The sequence below is a fragment of the Nocardia sp. NBC_00511 genome (assembly GCF_045161165.1).
Classification (GTDB): Bacteria; Actinomycetota; Actinomycetes; order Mycobacteriales; family Mycobacteriaceae; genus Nocardia.
In genome coordinates this window covers 6,104,339-6,122,701 of sequence record NZ_CP107849.1, presented here as the reverse complement: position 1 = coordinate 6,122,701, position 18,363 = coordinate 6,104,339, and the positions used below count along the sequence as shown (strand labels likewise).

General features: G+C 67.5%; 18 protein-coding genes. 16 read left to right on the top strand and 2 right to left on the bottom strand.

Annotated elements, in window-relative coordinates:
* Positions 1 to 87: 87 nt before the first annotated feature.
* Positions 88 to 891, bottom strand: a complete 804-nt coding sequence (locus OG300_RS28525) for an acyl-[acyl-carrier-protein] thioesterase (RefSeq protein WP_405486184.1) — start codon at positions 889 to 891, stop codon at positions 88 to 90.
* A gap of 263 nt (positions 892 to 1,154) precedes the next feature.
* Between OG300_RS28525 and OG300_RS28520 the strand changes: the two genes are divergently transcribed.
* From OG300_RS28520 to OG300_RS28475, 10 genes are all read left to right on the top strand, one after another.
* A complete protein-coding gene (locus OG300_RS28520) occupies positions 1,155 to 2,849 on the top strand; it encodes a protein kinase domain-containing protein (protein WP_405486182.1) in 1,695 nt (564 codons plus the stop codon).
* A 102-nt stretch (positions 2,850 to 2,951) separates the two neighbouring features.
* Positions 2,952 to 3,926 carry an NADPH:quinone oxidoreductase family protein gene (locus tag OG300_RS28515; protein WP_405486180.1) on the top strand — a complete coding sequence of 325 codons (975 nt, stop codon included), beginning with the start codon at positions 2,952 to 2,954 and terminating at the stop codon, positions 3,924 to 3,926.
* 56 nt (positions 3,927 to 3,982) lie between these two features.
* A complete protein-coding gene (locus OG300_RS28510; RefSeq protein WP_405486178.1) occupies positions 3,983 to 5,095 on the top strand; it encodes a winged helix DNA-binding domain-containing protein in 1,113 nt (370 codons plus the stop codon).
* A 153-nt stretch (positions 5,096 to 5,248) separates the two neighbouring features.
* Positions 5,249 to 5,539 (top strand): hypothetical protein, encoded by a 291-nt coding sequence (locus tag OG300_RS28505; RefSeq protein ID WP_405486176.1) that lies wholly within the window; start codon positions 5,249 to 5,251, stop codon positions 5,537 to 5,539.
* Between the two features lie 118 nt (positions 5,540 to 5,657).
* Positions 5,658 to 7,013 carry an amidohydrolase family protein gene (locus OG300_RS28500; RefSeq protein ID WP_405486174.1) on the top strand — a complete coding sequence of 452 codons (1,356 nt, stop codon included), beginning with the start codon at positions 5,658 to 5,660 and terminating at the stop codon, positions 7,011 to 7,013.
* A gap of 184 nt (positions 7,014 to 7,197) precedes the next feature.
* Complete coding sequence (locus OG300_RS28495) at positions 7,198 to 7,980, top strand: ABC transporter ATP-binding protein (RefSeq protein ID WP_405498708.1); 783 nt, start codon at positions 7,198 to 7,200, stop codon at positions 7,978 to 7,980.
* Positions 7,977 to 8,852, top strand: a complete 876-nt coding sequence (locus OG300_RS28490) for an ABC transporter permease (RefSeq protein WP_405498707.1) — start codon at positions 7,977 to 7,979, stop codon at positions 8,850 to 8,852. The genes OG300_RS28495 and OG300_RS28490 overlap by 4 nt, the downstream gene beginning before the upstream one ends.
* A gap of 49 nt (positions 8,853 to 8,901) precedes the next feature.
* On the top strand, positions 8,902 to 10,056 hold the full coding sequence (locus OG300_RS28485; protein WP_405486172.1) for a nitrate ABC transporter substrate-binding protein: 1,155 nt from the start codon (positions 8,902 to 8,904) through the stop codon (positions 10,054 to 10,056).
* An 8-nt stretch (positions 10,057 to 10,064) separates the two neighbouring features.
* Positions 10,065 to 11,057: an isopenicillin N synthase family dioxygenase gene (locus tag OG300_RS28480; RefSeq protein WP_405486170.1), complete on the top strand. Its 993-nt coding sequence runs from the start codon at positions 10,065 to 10,067 to the stop codon at positions 11,055 to 11,057.
* Positions 11,058 to 11,084: 27 nt separating this feature from the next.
* Positions 11,085 to 11,729, top strand: coding sequence for a GntR family transcriptional regulator (locus tag OG300_RS28475; RefSeq protein WP_405486168.1), 645 nt, complete (start codon positions 11,085 to 11,087; stop codon positions 11,727 to 11,729).
* Positions 11,730 to 11,758: 29 nt separating this feature from the next.
* Here OG300_RS28475 and OG300_RS28470 read toward each other — a convergent pair whose 3' ends face one another.
* Positions 11,759 to 12,277, bottom strand: a complete 519-nt coding sequence (locus OG300_RS28470) for an Lrp/AsnC family transcriptional regulator (protein WP_405486166.1) — start codon at positions 12,275 to 12,277, stop codon at positions 11,759 to 11,761.
* Between the two features lie 138 nt (positions 12,278 to 12,415).
* On the opposite strand from OG300_RS28470, the gene hppD reads away from it, so the two are divergent.
* The 6 genes from hppD to fusA all read left to right on the top strand — a co-directional run bounded on the left by hppD (position 12,416) and on the right by fusA (position 18,267).
* Positions 12,416 to 13,639 carry a 4-hydroxyphenylpyruvate dioxygenase gene (hppD, locus tag OG300_RS28465; RefSeq protein ID WP_405486164.1) on the top strand — a complete coding sequence of 408 codons (1,224 nt, stop codon included), beginning with the start codon at positions 12,416 to 12,418 and terminating at the stop codon, positions 13,637 to 13,639.
* A 93-nt stretch (positions 13,640 to 13,732) separates the two neighbouring features.
* Complete coding sequence (locus OG300_RS28460; protein WP_405486162.1) at positions 13,733 to 14,263, top strand: DUF3558 domain-containing protein; 531 nt, start codon at positions 13,733 to 13,735, stop codon at positions 14,261 to 14,263.
* A gap of 14 nt (positions 14,264 to 14,277) precedes the next feature.
* Positions 14,278 to 14,859: a DUF3558 domain-containing protein gene (locus OG300_RS28455; protein WP_405486160.1), complete on the top strand. Its 582-nt coding sequence runs from the start codon at positions 14,278 to 14,280 to the stop codon at positions 14,857 to 14,859.
* Between the two features lie 279 nt (positions 14,860 to 15,138).
* Positions 15,139 to 15,513 (top strand): 30S ribosomal protein S12, encoded by a 375-nt coding sequence (gene rpsL / locus OG300_RS28450; protein ID WP_019049359.1) that lies wholly within the window; start codon positions 15,139 to 15,141, stop codon positions 15,511 to 15,513.
* On the top strand, positions 15,513 to 15,983 hold the full coding sequence (gene rpsG / locus OG300_RS28445) for a 30S ribosomal protein S7 (protein WP_364642683.1): 471 nt from the start codon (positions 15,513 to 15,515) through the stop codon (positions 15,981 to 15,983). Before rpsL ends, rpsG begins: the two co-directional genes overlap by 1 nt.
* A gap of 178 nt (positions 15,984 to 16,161) precedes the next feature.
* On the top strand, positions 16,162 to 18,267 hold the full coding sequence (gene fusA, locus OG300_RS28440; RefSeq protein WP_405486157.1) for an elongation factor G: 2,106 nt from the start codon (positions 16,162 to 16,164) through the stop codon (positions 18,265 to 18,267).
* Positions 18,268 to 18,363: the final 96 nt, after the last annotated feature.

Here is an 18,363-nt window from a genome sequence, read left to right as displayed (position 1 = left end):
CGATCACCGCCCGGTGATCGGCCCGCCGCAAGTGTCGCAGGCAAACAGTCGGCGAACGTGTTGGTCCGCTGCAGGTGTCGCGTGTGCTCAGCCGATTTCGGGGTCGGCGGCCGGCTCGATACCGGGCAGCGGGCCGATCCGCACCGCGGTGGTGGTCAAGCCGCCCACCTGGAACCACAGCCGCAGCGACGGATGCCCGGTGCGATCACCCGGCTCGTAGCGGCTGCGCACGCTGACGTGCTGGCGGGCCAGCACCGGCGCGATGTATTCGATGACCGCGCGATGCGGTCCCGCCACCAGCTTCGGATAGTCGACCAGGTACTGCTCCACGGCCTGCCAGTAGGCGGCGTTGTTCACGTGGTTGTACTGGTCGATGTCGGTGGCGCGCACCGGGAACGGCAGATCCACGTCCGATTCCGGCGGGGTCGGATCCGTCAGCCACGGCCGCCAGCGCAGCCGATGCTCATCGGTGGTGCGGGCCAGTTCGGCCAGGCCCTCGTCGCTGATCCGGGTCGGCATATTGGTGAACTCGTTGATATTGATCCAGAAGCCCTCGGTCTCGATCAGGCCGCCGCTCTCACTGCTGATCCGCACCCGCATATTGGTCCAGCGCGTCGACATGGCCGAACACCAGCGCCGCATCTCCACTCGATCGGGCCAATGCACGGGCCGCACCACATCGATGACCGTACGGCGTACGATCCAAGCCGGATCGGTGCGATGGAAGAACCCCGATTGCATTTCCTCCCAGGCGATGTCCTGGAGGTAGCGGGCGACCGCGTCGAAACGCAGGCGCTGATAGGGATCGACATCGCCGGCCCGGACGGGCCACGCGGAAGCGAAGCCCATGCCCTCCTGGGGAAGCGGGGCGAGTGGCTCATCGAGTGACACTGGTGCTCCTCGCGCTGCACGGTGTGCCGCGTTTCTTTCTCGATAAGCACCGCAGGCGGTGCTTTGTTGACCGAAGTCTGTGACATGACTCTACGGGGCGCACGGCGCACGCTCGCGTCGAGTCGTCTGTACTTCTCTTCCGCGAACGACAGTGTTTCGCTCCGAGGCCGGTGGTTTTCGGGGACATGACAGTCCGACGGCGGGGCCGTAGCCTTCTGGGTGGGAACAGGCAGGCATCCTGTTGCAGAGGGAGGACGACGCGGGTGGCCGCAGGGGCGAGGGCCGGTTCGCGGTTCGGGCAGTACGAATTGCGGCGACTGCTCGGAGTCGGCGGCATGGGCGAGGTCTACGAGGCCTACGACACCGTGCGCGACCGCGTGGTCGCGGTGAAACTCCTCGACGTCGACCTGGCCCGGCAGCCCAACTACGTGGAACGCTTCCGGCGCGAGTCCCGCACCGCCGCCAAACTGCAGGAGCCGCACGTCATTCCGGTCCACGACTGGGGCGAGGTGGACGGCGTGCTGTTCATCGACATGCGGATGGTGCGCGGACGCGACCTCAAGGCCTACCTGAGTCAGGAAGGACCGCTGCCGCCCGAGCAGGCGGTCGCCGTCATCGAGCAGGTCGCCTCGGCCCTCGACGCCGCCCACGAGAGCGGCCTGGTGCACCGCGACATCAAACCCGCGAACATCCTGCTCACCGGTGACATGTTCGCCTACCTGGTGGATTTCGGTATCGCGCACGCGGAATCGGACGCCCAGCTGACCGGGACCGGCAACGCCATCGGCTCCTTCGCGTACATGGCGCCCGAACGCTTCGAGCACAATGCCACCGTCTCGCCCAGCGCCGATATCTACGCGCTGGCCTGCGTGCTCTACGAATGCCTCACCGGCCGACCGCCGTTCCACACCGACGGCAACGGCAACCTGGCCACCATCCGCGCCCACATGCTGACGCCGCCACCGCATCCCAGCACCCGGCCCGGCGTGCCCGCCACCTTCGACCAGGTGGTCGCGATCGGCATGGCCAAGGAGCAGGGCCGCCGCTACACCTCCGCCGGTCAGCTCGCCCGCGCCTCCCGCGCCGCGCTGCTGCGGGCCGCCACCGGCGACCTCACCCGCACCACGGTGCCGCCCGCACCGACCGGGCCGCGCCCACTGCCGCCCAACCCGACCGGTGGCGTCTCGGGACCGCAGCGGGTCGAATACCCTTCCGGCCCCGTCGATTACCCGGGCACCGGACAACCCGCGGGTCCCGTCGACTTCCCGCGCGGGCACCCGTCGGCCCCGGTGTCCTACCCGACGCCCGGGCAGAACGATCCGACCCTGCTGCGGAATATCGCTGCGGGACAATCGAACTACCAGCCCGGCTATACCGATCCGATCGGGCCGCGCGAACACCCTTCGGCCCCATTGCCGTTGCCGCCCAAGGAACGTAATCCGTTGCCGGTGCTGGTGGGCGCGCTGCTCGGTGTGGTGCTGCTGCTCGCAGTCGGTCTGGGCTGGGTGTTGTTGCGCGGCAGCGACAGTGGCAACTCCGAGGCGAACACCTCGCCCAGCGGCGGCCCGGTGTCGACGACCGGCAGGTCGTCCACCTCGGTCGTCACCACCACGCTCGCGCCGCTGTCCGGCGCGGTATCCGGTACGGACGCACAGGGTTACGTCGACACCGTGCCGCGCTGCGACGCCGACGATCCGGCCATGGCGATCGGCCGCACCTCGGCCTCCCGGCTGGTGGTGTGCCGCACCGCCACCGGGCGCTTCTACTACAAGGGCATACGCGTCAGCGACGGTGCGGGCATCCAGATCGACGACCCGTCGCCGGACGGGAACGGCGGATTCTCCGTCACCAACCCGACCGACGGCACCCAGTACCGGATCACCGCCTACAGCCTCGTCATCACCAATGGCGGCAACGTCGCGGCCAATGAATCGATGATCGAATACGCCCACCGCTGAGCCCGGATTCCTCGCGCCCGATGAATGATCGTTGGCAGCGCCCGGGTGCATCGACTACGTTCGGCTGGTATCCGCTGGTGGATTGATCGGAGTTGATCGAGTATGCGCGCAGCCGTGGTGAGCAAGCTGGAAGGCCCGGAAGCGATCGAGGTGCTCGACGTTCCCGCGCCCACCGCGTATCCCGGCGGGGTCGTCATCGACGTGCACGCCGCGGGAATCGCGTTCCCGGACGTGCTCATGACCCGTGGGCTCTACCAGATGAAGCCGCAGCTGCCGTACATCGTCGGCTGCGAGATCGCGGGCATCGTGCGCGAGGCCCCCGAGGGTGCGCACGTGGTGCCCGGTGACCGGGTGGTCGCGCTGACCCTGCTCGGCAACGCCGTCGCCGATGTCGCCGTCACCCCGGCCGAGATGGTGTTCAAGCTGCCCGACAACGTCTCGCTGGAATCCGGTGCGGGCGTGCTGTTCAACGACCTGACCGTGCACTTCTGCCTGCGCAACCGCGGCCGCCTGGCCGAGGGCGAGACCGTGCTGGTGCACGGCGCCGCGGGCGGCATCGGCACCTCCACGCTGCGGATGGCGCGGGCGCTGGGCGCGGGCCGGGTGATCGCGGTGGTCAGCACCGAGGAGAAGGCCGAGGTGGCGCACGCCAACGGCGCCACCGACGTGGTGCTCACCGACGGCTGGCTGGCCGCGGTCAAGGAGCTCACCGGCGGGCGCGGCGTCGACATCGTGCTGGACCCGGTCGGCGGCGACCGCTTCACCGACAGCATCCGCTCCCTCGCGGGCGGCGGGCGGGTGCTGGTGGTCGGCTTCACCGCGGGCGACATCCCCACCGTCAAGGTGAATCGACTGCTGCTCAAGAACGTCGAGGTGATCGGCGCGGCCTGGGGCGAATGGGTGATGAGCCATCCGGGCTACCTGCAGGAGCAGTGGGAGGAAGTCGCGCCGCTGCTCGCCAACGGCAAGATCGACCCGCCGGAACCCGCCATCTACACCCTGGCTCACACCGCCGAGGCCGTCTCGGCGCTCGACAAGCGCACCGCCACCGGCAAGGTCGTCGTCACCCTGCGCTGACACCGCCGCCCGGAACGGACGACAGCCGGACCGGGCACCGGTAGCGTGCGTGAATTGTGAAGCTGTCCAACCGGATTCTCAATCGCACGCTGCTGGCCCGTCAGCACCTGCTGGAGCGGTCCGCGCTGACCGTCCCCGAACTGTGTGACCACCTGATCGGGTTGCAGGCGCAGGACATGCTGCCGCCGTTCATCGCATCGTGGAGCCGGATAAGGGATTTCGATCCCGAGACGGTGTCGAAGGCGCTCGAGGACCGCTCCCTGGTGCGAATCACCTTGATGCGCGGCACCATTCACCTGGTGACGCCGCCGGACGCGCTGCGCATCGCCCCGCACATCCAACCGGAACTGGAGAAGATCCCGTTCCGCAAGGGCTTCAACTTCGGCGCGCTGGTCGGCCTCGATCCGGAAGAGGTTCGCGCCCAAGGCGAATCGGTGCTCGGCGAGCATCCGACACCGGCCCCCACCCTGCGCGAGCACGCCGCCACCCGCTACCCCGACCGTGATCCGGGTGCGATCGTGCAGGCCTGGCTCTATCAGCTGCCCGTCCTGCAAACCCCGCCGCGCGGGCGCTGGGGCGACAGCAGCCGCCCGGTCTGGTCGCGGGTGCAACCCTGGCTCGGTGCGCACCCGGACCCGGACTATCCGCTCGGCGAACTGCTGCTGCGGTACCTGCGCGCCTTCGGCCCCGCCACCACCATGGACATGCAGACCTGGTCCAAGCTCACCGGCATGAAGGCGGCCGTCGCGTCTTTGGGCGACCGGGTCCGCACCTACACCGACGAGCGCGGCCGCACCCTCTACGACGCCGCCGACGCCGAGCTCGCCGACCCGGACCTACCCGCCCCCGTCCGACTGCTCGGCTGGTACGACAACGCCATCCTGTCCCACCAGGACCGCACCCGCATCGTCCCCGACGGCAACGCGCCGCCATTGCGCGCCTTCGCCAACCAGGTCTCCCCGATCCTGGTCGACGGCTACCTGACCGGCGTCTACAAGGTCTTCACCAAGGGCGACACCGCCCGCCTGCGCATCACCCCGCATGCCCCGTGGTCGGCAGCGGACAGGACCGCCGTCGAATCGGAAGCCCTTGCCCTGCTGGACTTTCTGGAACCACACCGCGAACCGCGCGTCGAAATCCTGGCTCCCGGAGCCGACCTGCGGCCCTGACCCGTCCAGTCGGAACGGCCACCCGATACCGATCGCCCGGGACGAAGCACCCGCCGTGCGAGGCTGCTCCCGGCGCGTGTGACCCGGCTACCCGGACCGGCGGCGCGGTGCGTCCGAGGCGGAATGTCGGCGGCTGTCCCTATGGTTGAGGACATGACCGAAATCGCCCCACTGGCAGCCTCGACGCGGGAAGCGTTCGGTGACCCGGGCGTGCACGCGGTCGTCCGGTCCGGGCGCACCGTGCACGCGGTCGGACTCGGACAGTGGTTCGACGAGCAGCAGGTGCCGGAATTGCTGTGCCACACCGGGGTCGCCGGATGGTCGCCCGCCGCACTGGAACCGACCCGGGCAGAGGTCACCTGTGCCCGTTGCCTGCGCAAACTCGGGCGGTCCGGCTCGCTGTCACGGCAGCTGCCGCTCTTCGGCGACGTGCCCGAGGATTAACCGCCGGGAAATAATGCCTCGTTAGGCTCGGCAGCACGGCGCTCATGGCTGAAACGGGCGCACCCGCACCGCCGGAATCAGGCGGGCTAACCAGCCGCATTTCCGAGAGGAATGCCGCATGGTGCGCGCCGTATCGTCCACTGCTGTTCCCGTTTCCGTCGTCATCGACGATGTCACCGTCTATGCCGCCACTCCAGACGGGCCACGTTGGCTGCCGGGGCAGGACGTGGTGATCCGTGACGGTCTGGTCACCGCCGTCGCGCCCGGCGTGGGGACCGGGCTCGCGCTGCCGCACACCGACGGCGGTGGCGGTCACCTGATTCCGGGGTTCGTCAACACTCACACCCACCTGCAACAATCCGTGCTGCGCGGCGCGGGGGAGGGGCTGCCGCTGCTCGAATGGCTGCACTGTGTAGGCGAATTCACTGTTGCGGCGACACCGGAGCAGACGTATCTGGCCGCCCTCGCGGGTGGACTCGAGTTGCTGCGCAGCGGCGTGACCACCCTCGTCGAACACATGTGGCCGAATCCGTCGGAAGCTGTGCACGACGCCGCGCTGCGGGCATTGCAGGAGCTGGGAATTCGGGTCGTCTTCGGGCGTGGGCTCGCCGACCGGGCCGACCCCACCCGCAAGTGGGGTATGGATCCGCGCCTGGTGCAACCGCTTCCGGAGGTGTTCGCGCACCTCGCGGATCTCGATGCGCGACTGCGGGATTCCCGCATCACCACGGCACTGACCGTCCCCAACCCGCGCTGCCTCACCCCCGACGGTATGGCCGCCGTCGCCGAATATGCCGCGGCGACCGGCAAAACCATCTCCATCCACCTGCTGGAAACCAGCACCGACGAGGACATGTGCCGACTGCATGCAGCCCGCTCCGCCGTCGACTACCTGGACGCGGGTGGACTGCTCGGCGAACGCACGCTGGCCGTGCACTGCTGCCAGCTCGATGAGCGGGGTCGCGAAACCTTCGCTGCCCGAGGCGTTTCCGTGTCCTACAACCCGCTCAGCAATATGCGCCTGGGCAGCGGCGTCGCCCCGATCCCCGAAATGCTGGCCGCCGGAGTGCGGGTCGGGCTCGGGGTCGACGGCGCCGCCAGCAACGACACCCAGGACATGCTGCTGGCCCTGCGCATGGGCGCGTATCTGCAACGCGCACACCATCGCCGCGCCGATCTGCTGCCCTTCGACGACATGATGCGGCTGTCCACTCGCGGCGCGGCCCGCGCCCTCGGCCTGCCGGACGGGCCGACCGGGCTCGCGGTCGGTGACCCCGCCGACCTGACGCTGATCCGCTTCGACCGCGACTTCGCCTGCCTGCCCGTCCGCGACCCGGGTGCGAGCCTGCTGACCACGGGTTCACCCCGGGTGGTGGACAGCGTGTGGGTGGACGGCGAGGCGGTGCTGCGCGACGGCCGCAGTACCCGCGTCGACGAGCGAGATCTCGTGCGACGACTGAATGGCATGCGATGAGTATTAATCGCGCCGAAACAACCATTCGATTGCATGTAATCAATCTCGAACAGACTGAAAGGACGCACAAGCTGCACGCAATATAGGAGAGAAGGTGAGTGTGGTGACTCCTCGCGACACGGCACACGGCACCACGGCACTGCTACCCGGCCACGCCGAAACGATTACCGCGCAGTCGAATTCGATACCTGGGACCGTCGCTGGCATCGAGTCGGATCCCGCAGCCGCCGTGGCGATCTCCTTCGATGCGGTCGGAAAGCGATACGGCGGCAACGACTCCGGTGCGGTCATCGCTCTGGACGACATCGACCTGCGAGTGCGGCGCGGCGAATTCGTCGCCGTGGTGGGCCCCTCCGGCTGCGGCAAATCCACCCTGCTGCGCCTGGCCGCCGGACTGGAGCAGCCGAGCTCGGGAACCGTGGCGGTGCAATCTGATTCGGTCGGATTCATCTTCCAGGACGCCACCCTGCTGCCCTGGCGCAAGGTACTGCGCAATGTGGAACTGTGCGCCGAACTGCGCGGCATCGGACGCACCGCCCGCCGTGCCCGCGCCACCCGCACACTGGCCGCGGTCGGGCTCGCCGATTTCGCCGACAAGCTGCCCGGCCAGCTCTCCGGCGGCATGCGGATGCGGGTCTCGCTGGCCCGCGCCCTCGCCCTGGAACCCGAAATCATGCTGCTGGACGAGCCTTTCGGCGCACTCGACGAGATCACCCGCCTCGGTATGCAGGAGGAACTACTGCGCCTGTACCGCGACAACGCCTTCACCGCCCTGTTCATCACCCACTCGGTGTCCGAAGCGGTCTTCCTGGCCTCCCGAGTCGTGGTCATGTCGGCCCGTCCCGGCCGCATTCACCGGGTCATCGATATCGACCTCCCGACGCCGCGCACCCGTGACCTGCGCTTCGACCCGGCCTTCACCGCCCTCGCGGCGCGTGTCTCCGCATCATTGAAAGAAGCCTCCTGATGGCCGCTCCCGCAATCGCTCCACCGTTCCTCGCCGCCGTCGACGAGCCCGCGGCGACCACCGGAATACCGCCGATCAGAACATCTTTCGTGCTCAGAGCGCTGCGGAGGGCGCTGGTCCCGGCGGTATCGGTGGGATTGGCGCTCGGCGCCTGGTACCTGGTGTCGCTGGTGCTGCTGTCGCCGGAGCGACGGTTCCTGCTGCCGCCGCCGGATCGGGTGTTCACCGAATCCCTTTCCAACCCAGTGAAATTGGAGGTGATGCTGCGGGCACTCGCGGTGACCGCGCGGATCGCGGTGACCGGACTGCTGCTGGCGGCCGTGATCGGGGTGGCCGTCGGCGTCCTGATGAGTCAGGCCAAGGTGGTCGAGCGGGTGGTGTACCCGTACGCGGTTGTCCTGCAAGCCATTCCGGTGCTGGCCGTAGTGCCGCTGATCGGACTGTGGTTCGGTTACGGGGCCACCGCCCGCACCATCGTGTGCGTGCTCATCGCAGTGCATCCGATCATCGCGATGACCCTGTTCGGCATCCAGTCCGTGGACGCCAACCTGCGCGAACTGTTCGCACTCGGACGGGCGAATCGACTGCGCCGGTTGCTGTCCCTCGAATTGCCCGCCGCGCTGCCGTCGATCATGGCGAGCCTGCGCACCGCCGCCGGACTGTCGGTGACCGGCGCGGTCATCGGCGACATGTTCTTCGCCAAGGGACAGCCCGGCATCGGCACCCTGCTCGACACCTACCGCGCCCGCCTGCAATCGGAGGACCTGCTGGCCGCGCTGGTCCTCGCCGCCCTGTTCGGCGTCACCGTGTTCGCGGTGTTCACCGCCGCCCAGCGACTCATCGTCGGACGCTGGCACGCCTCCGGGCGCTGAATCGGCCGGCGCCCCGGCCACTTTCGTATCAACAGCCTGTGGAGAACCTATGCACACCCGCCTGCGCCGCCTCGGCATCGCCCTCGCCGTTCTGACGGTGACCGCCGCCGCGGCCTGCTCCAGCACCGAAACCGACACTCCGGCAGTGGCATTGCCCGCCGCGCCGCCCGAGCAGCAACTCTCCGGCGTCTGTCCGGCAACCGTCGCCGTCCAACTGCAATGGGAGCCCGAAACCGACTCCGGCCCGATCTTCGGCCTGCTCGGCCCCGGCTACCGCGTCGACGCCGACAACAGCAAGGTCACCGGACCGCTGGTCGTCGACGGCAAGGACACCGGCGTCAAGCTGGAGATCCGCGCGGGCGGACCCGCCATCGGCTTCCAGACCGTGCCCTCGCAGATGTACGTCGATTCGTCGATCACGCTGGGCCTCACCCACTCCGAGCAGGCCATCGCCGCGGCGGCCACGCAGCCCGTCGTCGCCGTCACCACCTTGCTGCGCTACAGCCCGCAGATGCTGATGTGGGATCCGAAGACGCATCCCGACTGGCACACCATCGCCGATATCGGCAAAGCCGGTGCGCCCGTGGTGGTCTCGCAGGGGCAGCTGTATCCGGACTGGCTGGTGGATCGAGGTCTGCTGAACGCCAAGCAGATCGACGCCTCCTACGACAACGGCCCCTCCCGCTTCGTAGCCGACCCCTCCTTCGCGCAGCAGGGTTTCGCCAACTCCGAACCGTACGTCTATGAGCACGAGGTCCGCGCCTGGAACAAGCCCGTCGCCTATCAACTGCTGAAGGACGTCGGCTACGAGGGCTACGCCCGCACCGTCACCGTGCGCGCCGACAAGCTCGACGGACTGCGCCCCTGCTTGCGACGCCTGGTCCCCATGATCCAAAGGGCCACAGCACAATTCCGCACCGACCCGAGCCATGTGAACGATGTCGTCGTGGACGTGGTCGCCAAGAGCCCGAAGTTCACGCCCTACAGCGCGGACCTGGCCGCCTTCGGTTCCCGCGTACTCATCGACAAGGGGCTCGTCGGCCCCGACACCGACGGTGTCATCGGCAGCTTCGACACCGCCCGCGTGCAACGCGTCATCGACGCCTTCACCCCGATCCTGCGCCGCGGCGGTGCCGCCGTCCCCGACGGCCTCACCGCGCAAAAGCTGGTGACCACCGAATTCCTCGACCGCGACGTCCAGTAAGGAAACCCATGACCACCAGCCACGATCTCACCGAAGTAGCGCGCGAACAGCGGATGGGCGGCCTCGGCTCGGAAACCGACGACCGCGAGATCCACGTCATCGACCTCACCGACTTCGACGCCCGCCGCACCGAGATCACCGAGCAGCTCTGGACCGCCGCCACCGTGATCGGCTTCTTCCAGCTCTCCGGCCACGGCATCCCGCAGCAGCGCATCGACGACGTATTCGCCCGCACCGCAGCATTTTTCGCGCTTCCCGAACCGGTCAAGGCGCAGTACCCACTGGTCAAGGCGAACAACGCGGGCTGGGAAAGCCTCAGCCAGGTACGGCCCTCCATCGGCGTCCCCGACCAGAAGGAGTCCTATCAGGTCACCCGCCCGCACATGAGCGGGCTGTGGCCCACCGGCGACGAACTCCCCGAATTCGACAGTGCCGTACTGGATTTCGAGCGCGACTGCTGGCAGGTCGCCATGCGCGTACTGTCCTGCTTCGCCGACCGGCTCGGCCTGCCCCGCGAACACTTCACCGCCGCCCACGACCCGGCCTCACCCGAATACCAGTCCACCCTGCGCCTGCTGCACTACTTCGCCGTCCCCACCGAACTCCGCGACGTCCCCGGCCGCTGGCGCGCCGGCGCGCACACCGACTTCGACTGCCTCACCCTGCTGTTCCAGCGCGACGGCCAAGGCGGACTACAGGTTTGCCCCGGCAAGGAGATGGACGACCAGCAGTGGACCTCCATCACCCCGTCCTCGAGCCTCATCACCTGCAATATCGGCGACATGCTCACCCGCTGGAGTGACGACCTGCTGCCGTCCAACTTCCACCGCGTCCGCGGTCCCGGCCCCGACGAATACCAGGGCGACCGCTACAGCATCGCCTTCTTCGCCCAGGCCGACCGCGACGCCGTCATCCAGGGCCCGCGCGGCGTCTACCCGCCCGTCACCGCCGCCGAATTCCTCACCCAGCGCGTAGCGGCCAACTACCGCCCGCACCGGTAAGTTTTCCAACCGGACGAAAGGACCCCCATGACCGACCCGGACGGCGAGCTGCTCGGCCCCACCGTGCACCGGCAGTTGCGGCAGCTCGTCCTGTCCGGCGAACTCGAACCCGGCGCGCCACTGAGCGTGCTGTCGCTGTCCGCGCGACTCGGCGTGAGCCGCAGCCCCGTTCGCGAAGCCGTGCAGCAGCTCATCTACGAGGGCCTCGCCGTCACCGTCGCGCACGCCGGAGCCCGCGTCGCCGTCGTCGACGACGACCGCATCCGTGAGGTACTCGCCGTGCGGGCGGTCCTGGACGGCCTCGCCGCCAGCTCCGCCGCCACCCGCCTCACCGAAGCCGACCTCGGCGAACTCACCGCCCTGCTCGCCACCCAGGAGGAGAACCTCCTCGACAATGTCGATCCGGCCCGCGACACCGAACTCGACCTGGAATTCCACACCTTCATCCGTGATCGCGCCGGAAACCACACGCTCGCAACCGAACTCGCGCGCCTCGAAGCGCAGGCCCACCTCTACCGCGGCGATCTGTGGAACCATCCGCGCAACCGCAGCACCGCCTTGCGCGAACATCGGCGCATCCTCGAGGCCCTCGAATCCGGGCACCCCGGCGACGCCCGTGCCGCCGCCGAAGCCCACGTGTGCGGACTCATCACCCGGATGAACCGCCGCTGAAACTCGCGAAAGTCAGTGCGCAGCGAAAGTCAGTGCGCCGCGCGGTAAGCCGGAGCCTTGCTCGCCCCGGTCGGCGCGAGGGTCCGCAGCAGCGGCAGGGTGCGCTGCGGCACCACCGTCGACAACACCACCACGCTGTGTGAGCGCACCACCGAACCACTCCGGTCGATGCTCAACAGCACCGACTGCAACCCGGCGTGCGAATCCGCGCCGATGCGGCACAGCACATCCCCGGACCCCGTGGTCGCGTACGCCTCCAGCACACCGGGAATCGCCTCCAGATCCGAGGCCACCGCGTCCAGCGCGCCCTGTGCGATCTCCAGGGTGACGAACGCCTGCACATCGAAACCGGCTGCCGTCACATCGATGCGCGGATCATAGGAGGCGATCACCCCCGACTCCTCCATCCGCGCGATCCGGGACTGCACGGTCGCCCGGGCCACCCGGGTACGCCGGGACAGTTCGAGAATGCCTGCCTTCTGGTACTCGTGCATGGCCGTCAGGATGGCCAGATCCAGCTCGTCCAGCCGAGCGGTGGTGCGGGACATGGCGGAACCTCCGCTAGTTCGTGCGCTGCTATTCAAATTGTCCAGCACCAGTGGGCAGATGGTGGTGCAATTCACCAGAGTGTCCAGTGGAATTCCGCGATATTGCCTAGTCCCGACCCCGGGGCTTTCCATGGGCAGATGAGCATCGAGGCCGCACCCCAGGGCAGTACCGGATCCGCGTCCGCCCGATCCGGGGACCTCCCCGGCGACAACGAACTGCGCCGCCTCGTCGGCCTGGTCGACCACGACGACGCCGCCGACCCCTTCCCCGTCCTCGGCTGGGACGCCCTGGTCTGGGTGGTCGGCAACGCCACCCAGACCGCCCACTACCTGCAATCCGCGTTCGGCATGCGACTCGAGGCCTACTCCGGACCCGAGACCGGCAACCGGGATCACAAGGCATTCGTCATGCGCAGCGGCGGCGCCCGATTCGTCGTCAAGGGCGCGGTGGATCCCACCAGTTCATTTGTCGCGCACCATGATCTGCACGGCGACGGCGTGGTGGACATCGCGCTCGAGGTACCGGATGTGGACCGCTGCATCGCCCGGGCCCGCGCGCAGGGCGCGGTCGTCCTCGTCGAACCACACGACGAGTCGGACGAATACGGCACCGTCCGGCTCGCCGCCATCGCCACCTACGGCGACACCCGCCACACCCTCGTCGACCGCTCCCGCTACCACGGGCCCTACCTCCCCGGCTATGTCACCCGGCGCTCCGAACACACGCCGCGACCCGGCCAGCCCACCCGCATCTTCCAGGCCATCGACCACGTCGTCGGCAATGTCGAACTCGGCCGCATGGACGAGTGGGTCGAGTTCTACCGGCGCGTCATGGGATTCGAGAACATGGCCGAATTCGTCGGCGACGACATCGCCACCGAATACTCCGCACTGATGAGCAAGGTGGTCGCCAACGGCAACCACCGCGTCAAATTCCCGCTCAACGAACCCGCCCCCAGCCGCAAACGCTCACAGATCGACGAATACCTGGAGTTCTATCGCGGCCCCGGCGTCCAGCACATCGCACTGGCCACCGGCGACATCCTCACCGCCGTCGACGTACTGCGCCGCGAGGGCATCGAATTCCTCGACACCCCGGACAGTTACTACGAGGACCCCGAACTGCGCGAACGCATCGGCCACGTCCGCGTCCCCGTCGCCGAACTACAGCGCCGCGGCATCCTCGTCGACCGCGACGAGGACGGCTATCTGCTGCAGATCTTCTGCAAGCCCATCACCGATCGCCCCACCGTCTTCTTCGAACTCATCGAACGGCACGGCTCCCTCGGCTTCGGCAAGGGCAACTTCAAGGCGCTGTTCCAGGCCATCGAACGCGAACAGGAGTCCCGCGGAAACCTCTGAGCGGCACCGCAACCCGACCTCGCGAACCAACGGCAACGCGGCCGCTAACCCGGCCGCCGAGCCGGATCCGGCAAACCCAGTAGAGTTCAGCCCATGCGAATGGCGTCGGCGATGGTGACGGGCGTGAGCCTGGTCCTGCTGCTGTCGGGGTGCGGGGGCAACCATGATTCCAACGACGAACCGGGCCTGCGACCGCAGCCCAAAGTGGCCACGCTCGGCCCGTTCGTCGGGGAGTGCGGCCACCTCACCGACGACGAGGTACGAGACCTGGGCGGGCTGGGCGCCGTCACTTCGGTTTTCAAGAATTCGGTCGGCTGCAACTGGCAGGCGGGCGGGGTGAGCTCCGCCAGCGTCACCTTCGCGTCCTACCGCGGCAGTCCGATCGACCGCGAGAAGGCCTGGGTCGCCAGCGTCGGCCGCACCCCGGACACCATCGAGGTGGGCGGTAAGAAGGGCTTCCAGGCCCTCGACCCCAGCAACGCGGTGTGCGACCTCGCGGTCCAGCTCGACGACGACTTCTTCGAATGGTCGATCTCCTACGGCCTGTTCGGCGGCAGCAACCTCGGCAATCCCTGCGACCGCACCCGCAAGATGGCCGAACTGACCGTGCAGCGACTCGGATGATCAGGGGCACCGGGATGCGAAGGATCGACGGGAAGCGGCGAGGCGTCCGCACAGGGGTCGTGCTGGCCGTGCTCGCGGTGACCGCCGCGGTCGGCGGCTGCGGCAAGACGGTGTCCGGCAACGCGCTGCCCGCGGGCGGCACCAGCGGCAACACCGGCACCTCCAAGATCAACACCAACTTCGACAAGCTGCTGCGCGAATGCACCGTGGTCGCCGTGGACGACATCGGCAAGACGGTCGGCGACGGCATGTACGTTGAACCGTCCTTCAACGGCGCGGTCTGCATGTGGAATCTCACCGGCGGCACCGCGGGCAGCGGCATGGTCACGCTGAGCTGGTACGAACTCGGCTCGCTCAGCAACGAGAAGGCCAACAACGACCGGTTGAAGTATGTGAGCAACGACATAATGGTGCAGGGCCGCCGCTCGGTCGAAACCCATCGGCCCAACGACCCCGACTCCTGCGGGGTCAGCGCACCCGCCGCCGACACCGGCATCGTGGGCTGGTGGGTCAACTATCGCGCCGGATCCCAGCACGGCGATCCCTGCGATGCGGCCCGCAAGCTGGTGGAGTTGACGTTGAACCTCGCCCGATAGGCTCTTTACCAGCCCCGGCGGGGGGACCCCTTTTTGCCCCCCTCAGAGCGTGCGGGTATCGTGGACCGCTGTGCCCGGAAGCATTCGGGCAAGTTCGTGTGCAGTACGTAGGCCAGCGAGAGCGGCTGACCTTTTCGGCGTGCCCGGGACTGGGCCCTGCAACAGCGCACGACACGCCCGACCTCGTGGGAACGAAATGCCGCGGGAACTGGGCGTAAAGCTCGAATGACAAAGACATGAAGTTCCAGACACCTGGTTACTAATAAGGAAAGCCGGTCTATGCCAACCATCAACCAGCTGGTCCGCAAGGGTCGCCGCGACAAGGTCTCCAAGACCAAGACTGCGGCCCTCAAGGGGAGCCCGCAGCGTCGTGGCGTGTGCACCCGCGTGTACACCACGACCCCGAAGAAGCCGAACTCCGCGCTGCGTAAGGTCGCGCGTGTTCGCCTGACCAGCGCGGTCGAGGTCACGGCCTACATCCCCGGTGAGGGTCACAACCTGCAGGAGCACTCGATGGTGCTCGTCCGCGGCGGTCGTGTGAAGGACCTCCCGGGTGTGCGCTACAAGATCATCCGTGGCTCGCTCGACACCCAGGGTGTCAAGAACCGCAAGCAGGCCCGCAGCCGCTACGGCGCCAAGAAGGAGAAGAGCTAATGCCGCGTAAGGGTCCCGCTCCCAAGCGTCCCCTGATCAACGACCCGGTCTACGGCTCCCCTCTGGTGACGCAGCTGGTCAACAAGATCCTGCTGGACGGCAAGAAGTCCACCGCCGAGCGCATCGTCTACGGTGCCCTCGAGCAGGCCCGTGAGAAGACCGGCACCGATCCGGTCGTCACCCTCAAGCGCGCGCTGGACAACGTCAAGCCCGCCCTCGAGGTCAAGCCCCGCCGCGTCGGTGGCGCCACCTACCAGGTGCCGATCGAGGTCCGCCCCGGTCGCGCCAACACCCTGGCGCTGCGCTGGCTGGTCAACTACTCCCGCGCTCGCCGCGAGAAGACCATGGTCGAGCGTCTCGCCAACGAGCTGCTGGATGCCAGCAACGGTCTCGGCGCTTCGGTGAAGCGTCGTGAGGACACCCACAAGATGGCCGAATCGAACCGGGCCTTCGCGCACTACCGCTGGTGACCTGTGGCCCGGCCCTCCGTTCGGAGCTGCCGGGAGACGAGTCACATGTCGGGCGCGACCGCTGAGCTGTTGCAAGCGAGGCACTTCCGCGTCGCGCCCGACGTTGACACCGAGGGCTTCGGAGCATTCCGGGGCTTATCCCGTTAATCCCAACTAGCTACGAGCGGGGAAGATTTCCGTGGCACAGGACGTGCTCACCGACCTGAACAAGGTCCGCAACATCGGCATCATGGCCCACATCGATGCCGGTAAGACCACGACTACCGAACGCATCCTCTTCTACACCGGTATCACGTACAAGATCGGTGAGGTCCACGATGGCGCAGCCACCATGGACTGGATGGCGCAGGAGCAGGAACGCGGTATCACCATCACGTCGGCCGCGACGACCTGCTTCTGGAAAGACAACCAGATCAACATCATCGACACTCCCGGCCACGTCGACTTCACGGTCGAGGTCGAGCGGTCGCTGCGTGTTCTCGATGGCGCCGTTGCCGTTTTCGATGGCAAGGAAGGCGTCGAGCCGCAGTCCGAGCAGGTCTGGCGTCAGGCGGACAAGTACGACGTGCCGCGCATCTGCTTCGTCAACAAGATGGACAAGCTGGGCGCTGACTTCTACTTCACCGTCCAGACCATCAAGGACCGCTTGGGCGCGAAGCCGCTGGTCATCCAGCTGCCGATCGGCGCCGAAGACAGCTTCGAGGGCATCGTCGACCTGGTCGAGATGAACGCGAAGGTCTGGAAGGGCGAGACCAAGCTCGGCGAGCAGTACGAGGTCGTCGAGATCCCGGCCGACCTCAAGGACCGGGCCGATCAGTACCGCGAGGAACTGCTCGAGACCGTCGCCGAGTCCGACGAGGCGCTGCTCGACAAGTTCGCCGGTGGCGAAGAGCTCTCCGTCGAGGAGATCAAGGCCGCGATCCGCAAGCTGACCGTCGCCTCCGAGCTGTACCCGGTGCTGTGTGGTTCCGCGTTCAAGAACAAGGGCGTGCAGCCCATGCTCGACGCGGTCATCGACTACCTGCCCAACCCGCTGGACGTCGAGTCCGTGCAGGGTCACGTCCCCGGCAAGGAAGACGAGATCCTCACCCGCAAGCCGTCGATCGACGAGCCGTTCGCGGCGCTGGCGTTCAAGATCGCCACGCACCCGTTCTTCGGCCAGCTGACCTACATCCGGGTGTACTCCGGCAAGGTCGACTCCGGCGCTCAGGTCATCAACGCGACCAAGGGCAAGAAGGAGCGTCTGGGCAAGCTGTTCCAGATGCACTCCAACAAGGAGAACCCGGTTCCCGAGGGCGTCGCCGGCCACATCTACGCGGTCATCGGCCTCAAGGACACCACCACGGGTGACACCCTGTGCGATCCGCAGAACCAGATCGTGCTGGAGTCCATGACCTTCCCGGACCCGGTCATCCAGGTGGCGATCGAGCCGAAGACCAAGGCCGACCAGGAGAAGCTGGGCAGCGCGATCCAGAAGTTCGCGCAGGAGGACCCCACCTTCAACGTGAAGCTGGATCAGGAAACCGGCCAGACCATCATCGGTGGTATGGGCGAGCTCCAGCTCGACATCTACGTCGACCGTATGAAGCGCGAGTTCAAGGTCGAGGCCAATATCGGTAAGCCGCAGGTGGCCTACCGTGAGACCATCACCAAGGCCGTGGACAAGCACGAGTACACCCACAAGAAGCAGACCGGTGGCTCGGGTCAGTTCGCCCGCGTGATCATCGGCCTGGCTCCGCTGGTCGACGCCGAGGACGGCGCTACCTACGAGTTCCTGAACAAGGTCACCGGTGGCCGCGTTCCTCGTGAGTACATCCCGTCGGTCGACGCCGGTATCCAGGACGCCATGCAGTACGGCGTGCTCGCCGGCTTCCCGCTGGTGAACGTGAGCGCTTCGCTGCTCGACGGCGCCTACCACGAGGTCGACTCCTCCGAAATGGCGTTCAAGATCGCCGGTTCGGCGGCCCTCAAGGAAGCGGCCCGCAAGGCCGGTCCGGTGATCCTCGAGCCGCTGATGGCGGTCGAGGTCATCACGCCCGAGGACTACATGGGCGAAGTGATCGGCGACCTGAACTCCCGCCGTGGCCAGATCCAGGCCATGGAGGAACGCAGTGGTGCCCGTGTCGTCAAGGCGCTGGTTCCGCTCTCGGAGATGTTCGGCTACATCGGTGACCTGCGGTCGAAGACCCAGGGCCGGGCGAACTTCTCGATGGTGTTCAATTCGTACGCGGAGGTTCCGGCCAACGTGTCGAAGGAGATCATCGCCAAGGCGACCGGCGAGTAATCGCTGTTCGGGGCGGGTTTGCGAGAACCCGCCCCGGAATCGGTCGTCGAACGACCCCCTGAAATACAAACCGCACTGCTGCAAAAAAAGCACGCA

Excerpts from the sequence above, each read along its gene's own strand:
- OG300_RS28515 (WP_405486180.1), top strand. The coding sequence starts at position 2,952 with ATGCGCGCAGCCGTGGTGAGCAAGCTGGAAGGCCCGGAAGCGATCGAG.
- OG300_RS28505 (WP_405486176.1), top strand. The coding sequence starts at position 5,249 with ATGACCGAAATCGCCCCACTGGCAGCCTCGACGCGGGAAGCGTTCGGT.
- OG300_RS28500 (WP_405486174.1), top strand. The coding sequence starts at position 5,658 with ATGGTGCGCGCCGTATCGTCCACTGCTGTTCCCGTTTCCGTCGTCATC.
- OG300_RS28485 (WP_405486172.1), top strand. The coding sequence starts at position 8,902 with ATGCACACCCGCCTGCGCCGCCTCGGCATCGCCCTCGCCGTTCTGACG.
- OG300_RS28480 (WP_405486170.1), top strand. The coding sequence starts at position 10,065 with ATGACCACCAGCCACGATCTCACCGAAGTAGCGCGCGAACAGCGGATG.
- OG300_RS28475 (WP_405486168.1), top strand. The coding sequence starts at position 11,085 with ATGACCGACCCGGACGGCGAGCTGCTCGGCCCCACCGTGCACCGGCAG.
- OG300_RS28470 (WP_405486166.1), bottom strand. The coding sequence starts at position 12,277 with ATGTCCCGCACCACCGCTCGGCTGGACGAGCTGGATCTGGCCATCCTG.
- hppD (WP_405486164.1), top strand. The coding sequence starts at position 12,416 with ATGAGCATCGAGGCCGCACCCCAGGGCAGTACCGGATCCGCGTCCGCC.
- OG300_RS28460 (WP_405486162.1), top strand. The coding sequence starts at position 13,733 with ATGCGAATGGCGTCGGCGATGGTGACGGGCGTGAGCCTGGTCCTGCTG.
- OG300_RS28455 (WP_405486160.1), top strand. The coding sequence starts at position 14,278 with ATGCGAAGGATCGACGGGAAGCGGCGAGGCGTCCGCACAGGGGTCGTG.
- rpsL (WP_019049359.1), top strand. The coding sequence starts at position 15,139 with ATGCCAACCATCAACCAGCTGGTCCGCAAGGGTCGCCGCGACAAGGTC.
- rpsG (WP_364642683.1), top strand. The coding sequence starts at position 15,513 with ATGCCGCGTAAGGGTCCCGCTCCCAAGCGTCCCCTGATCAACGACCCG.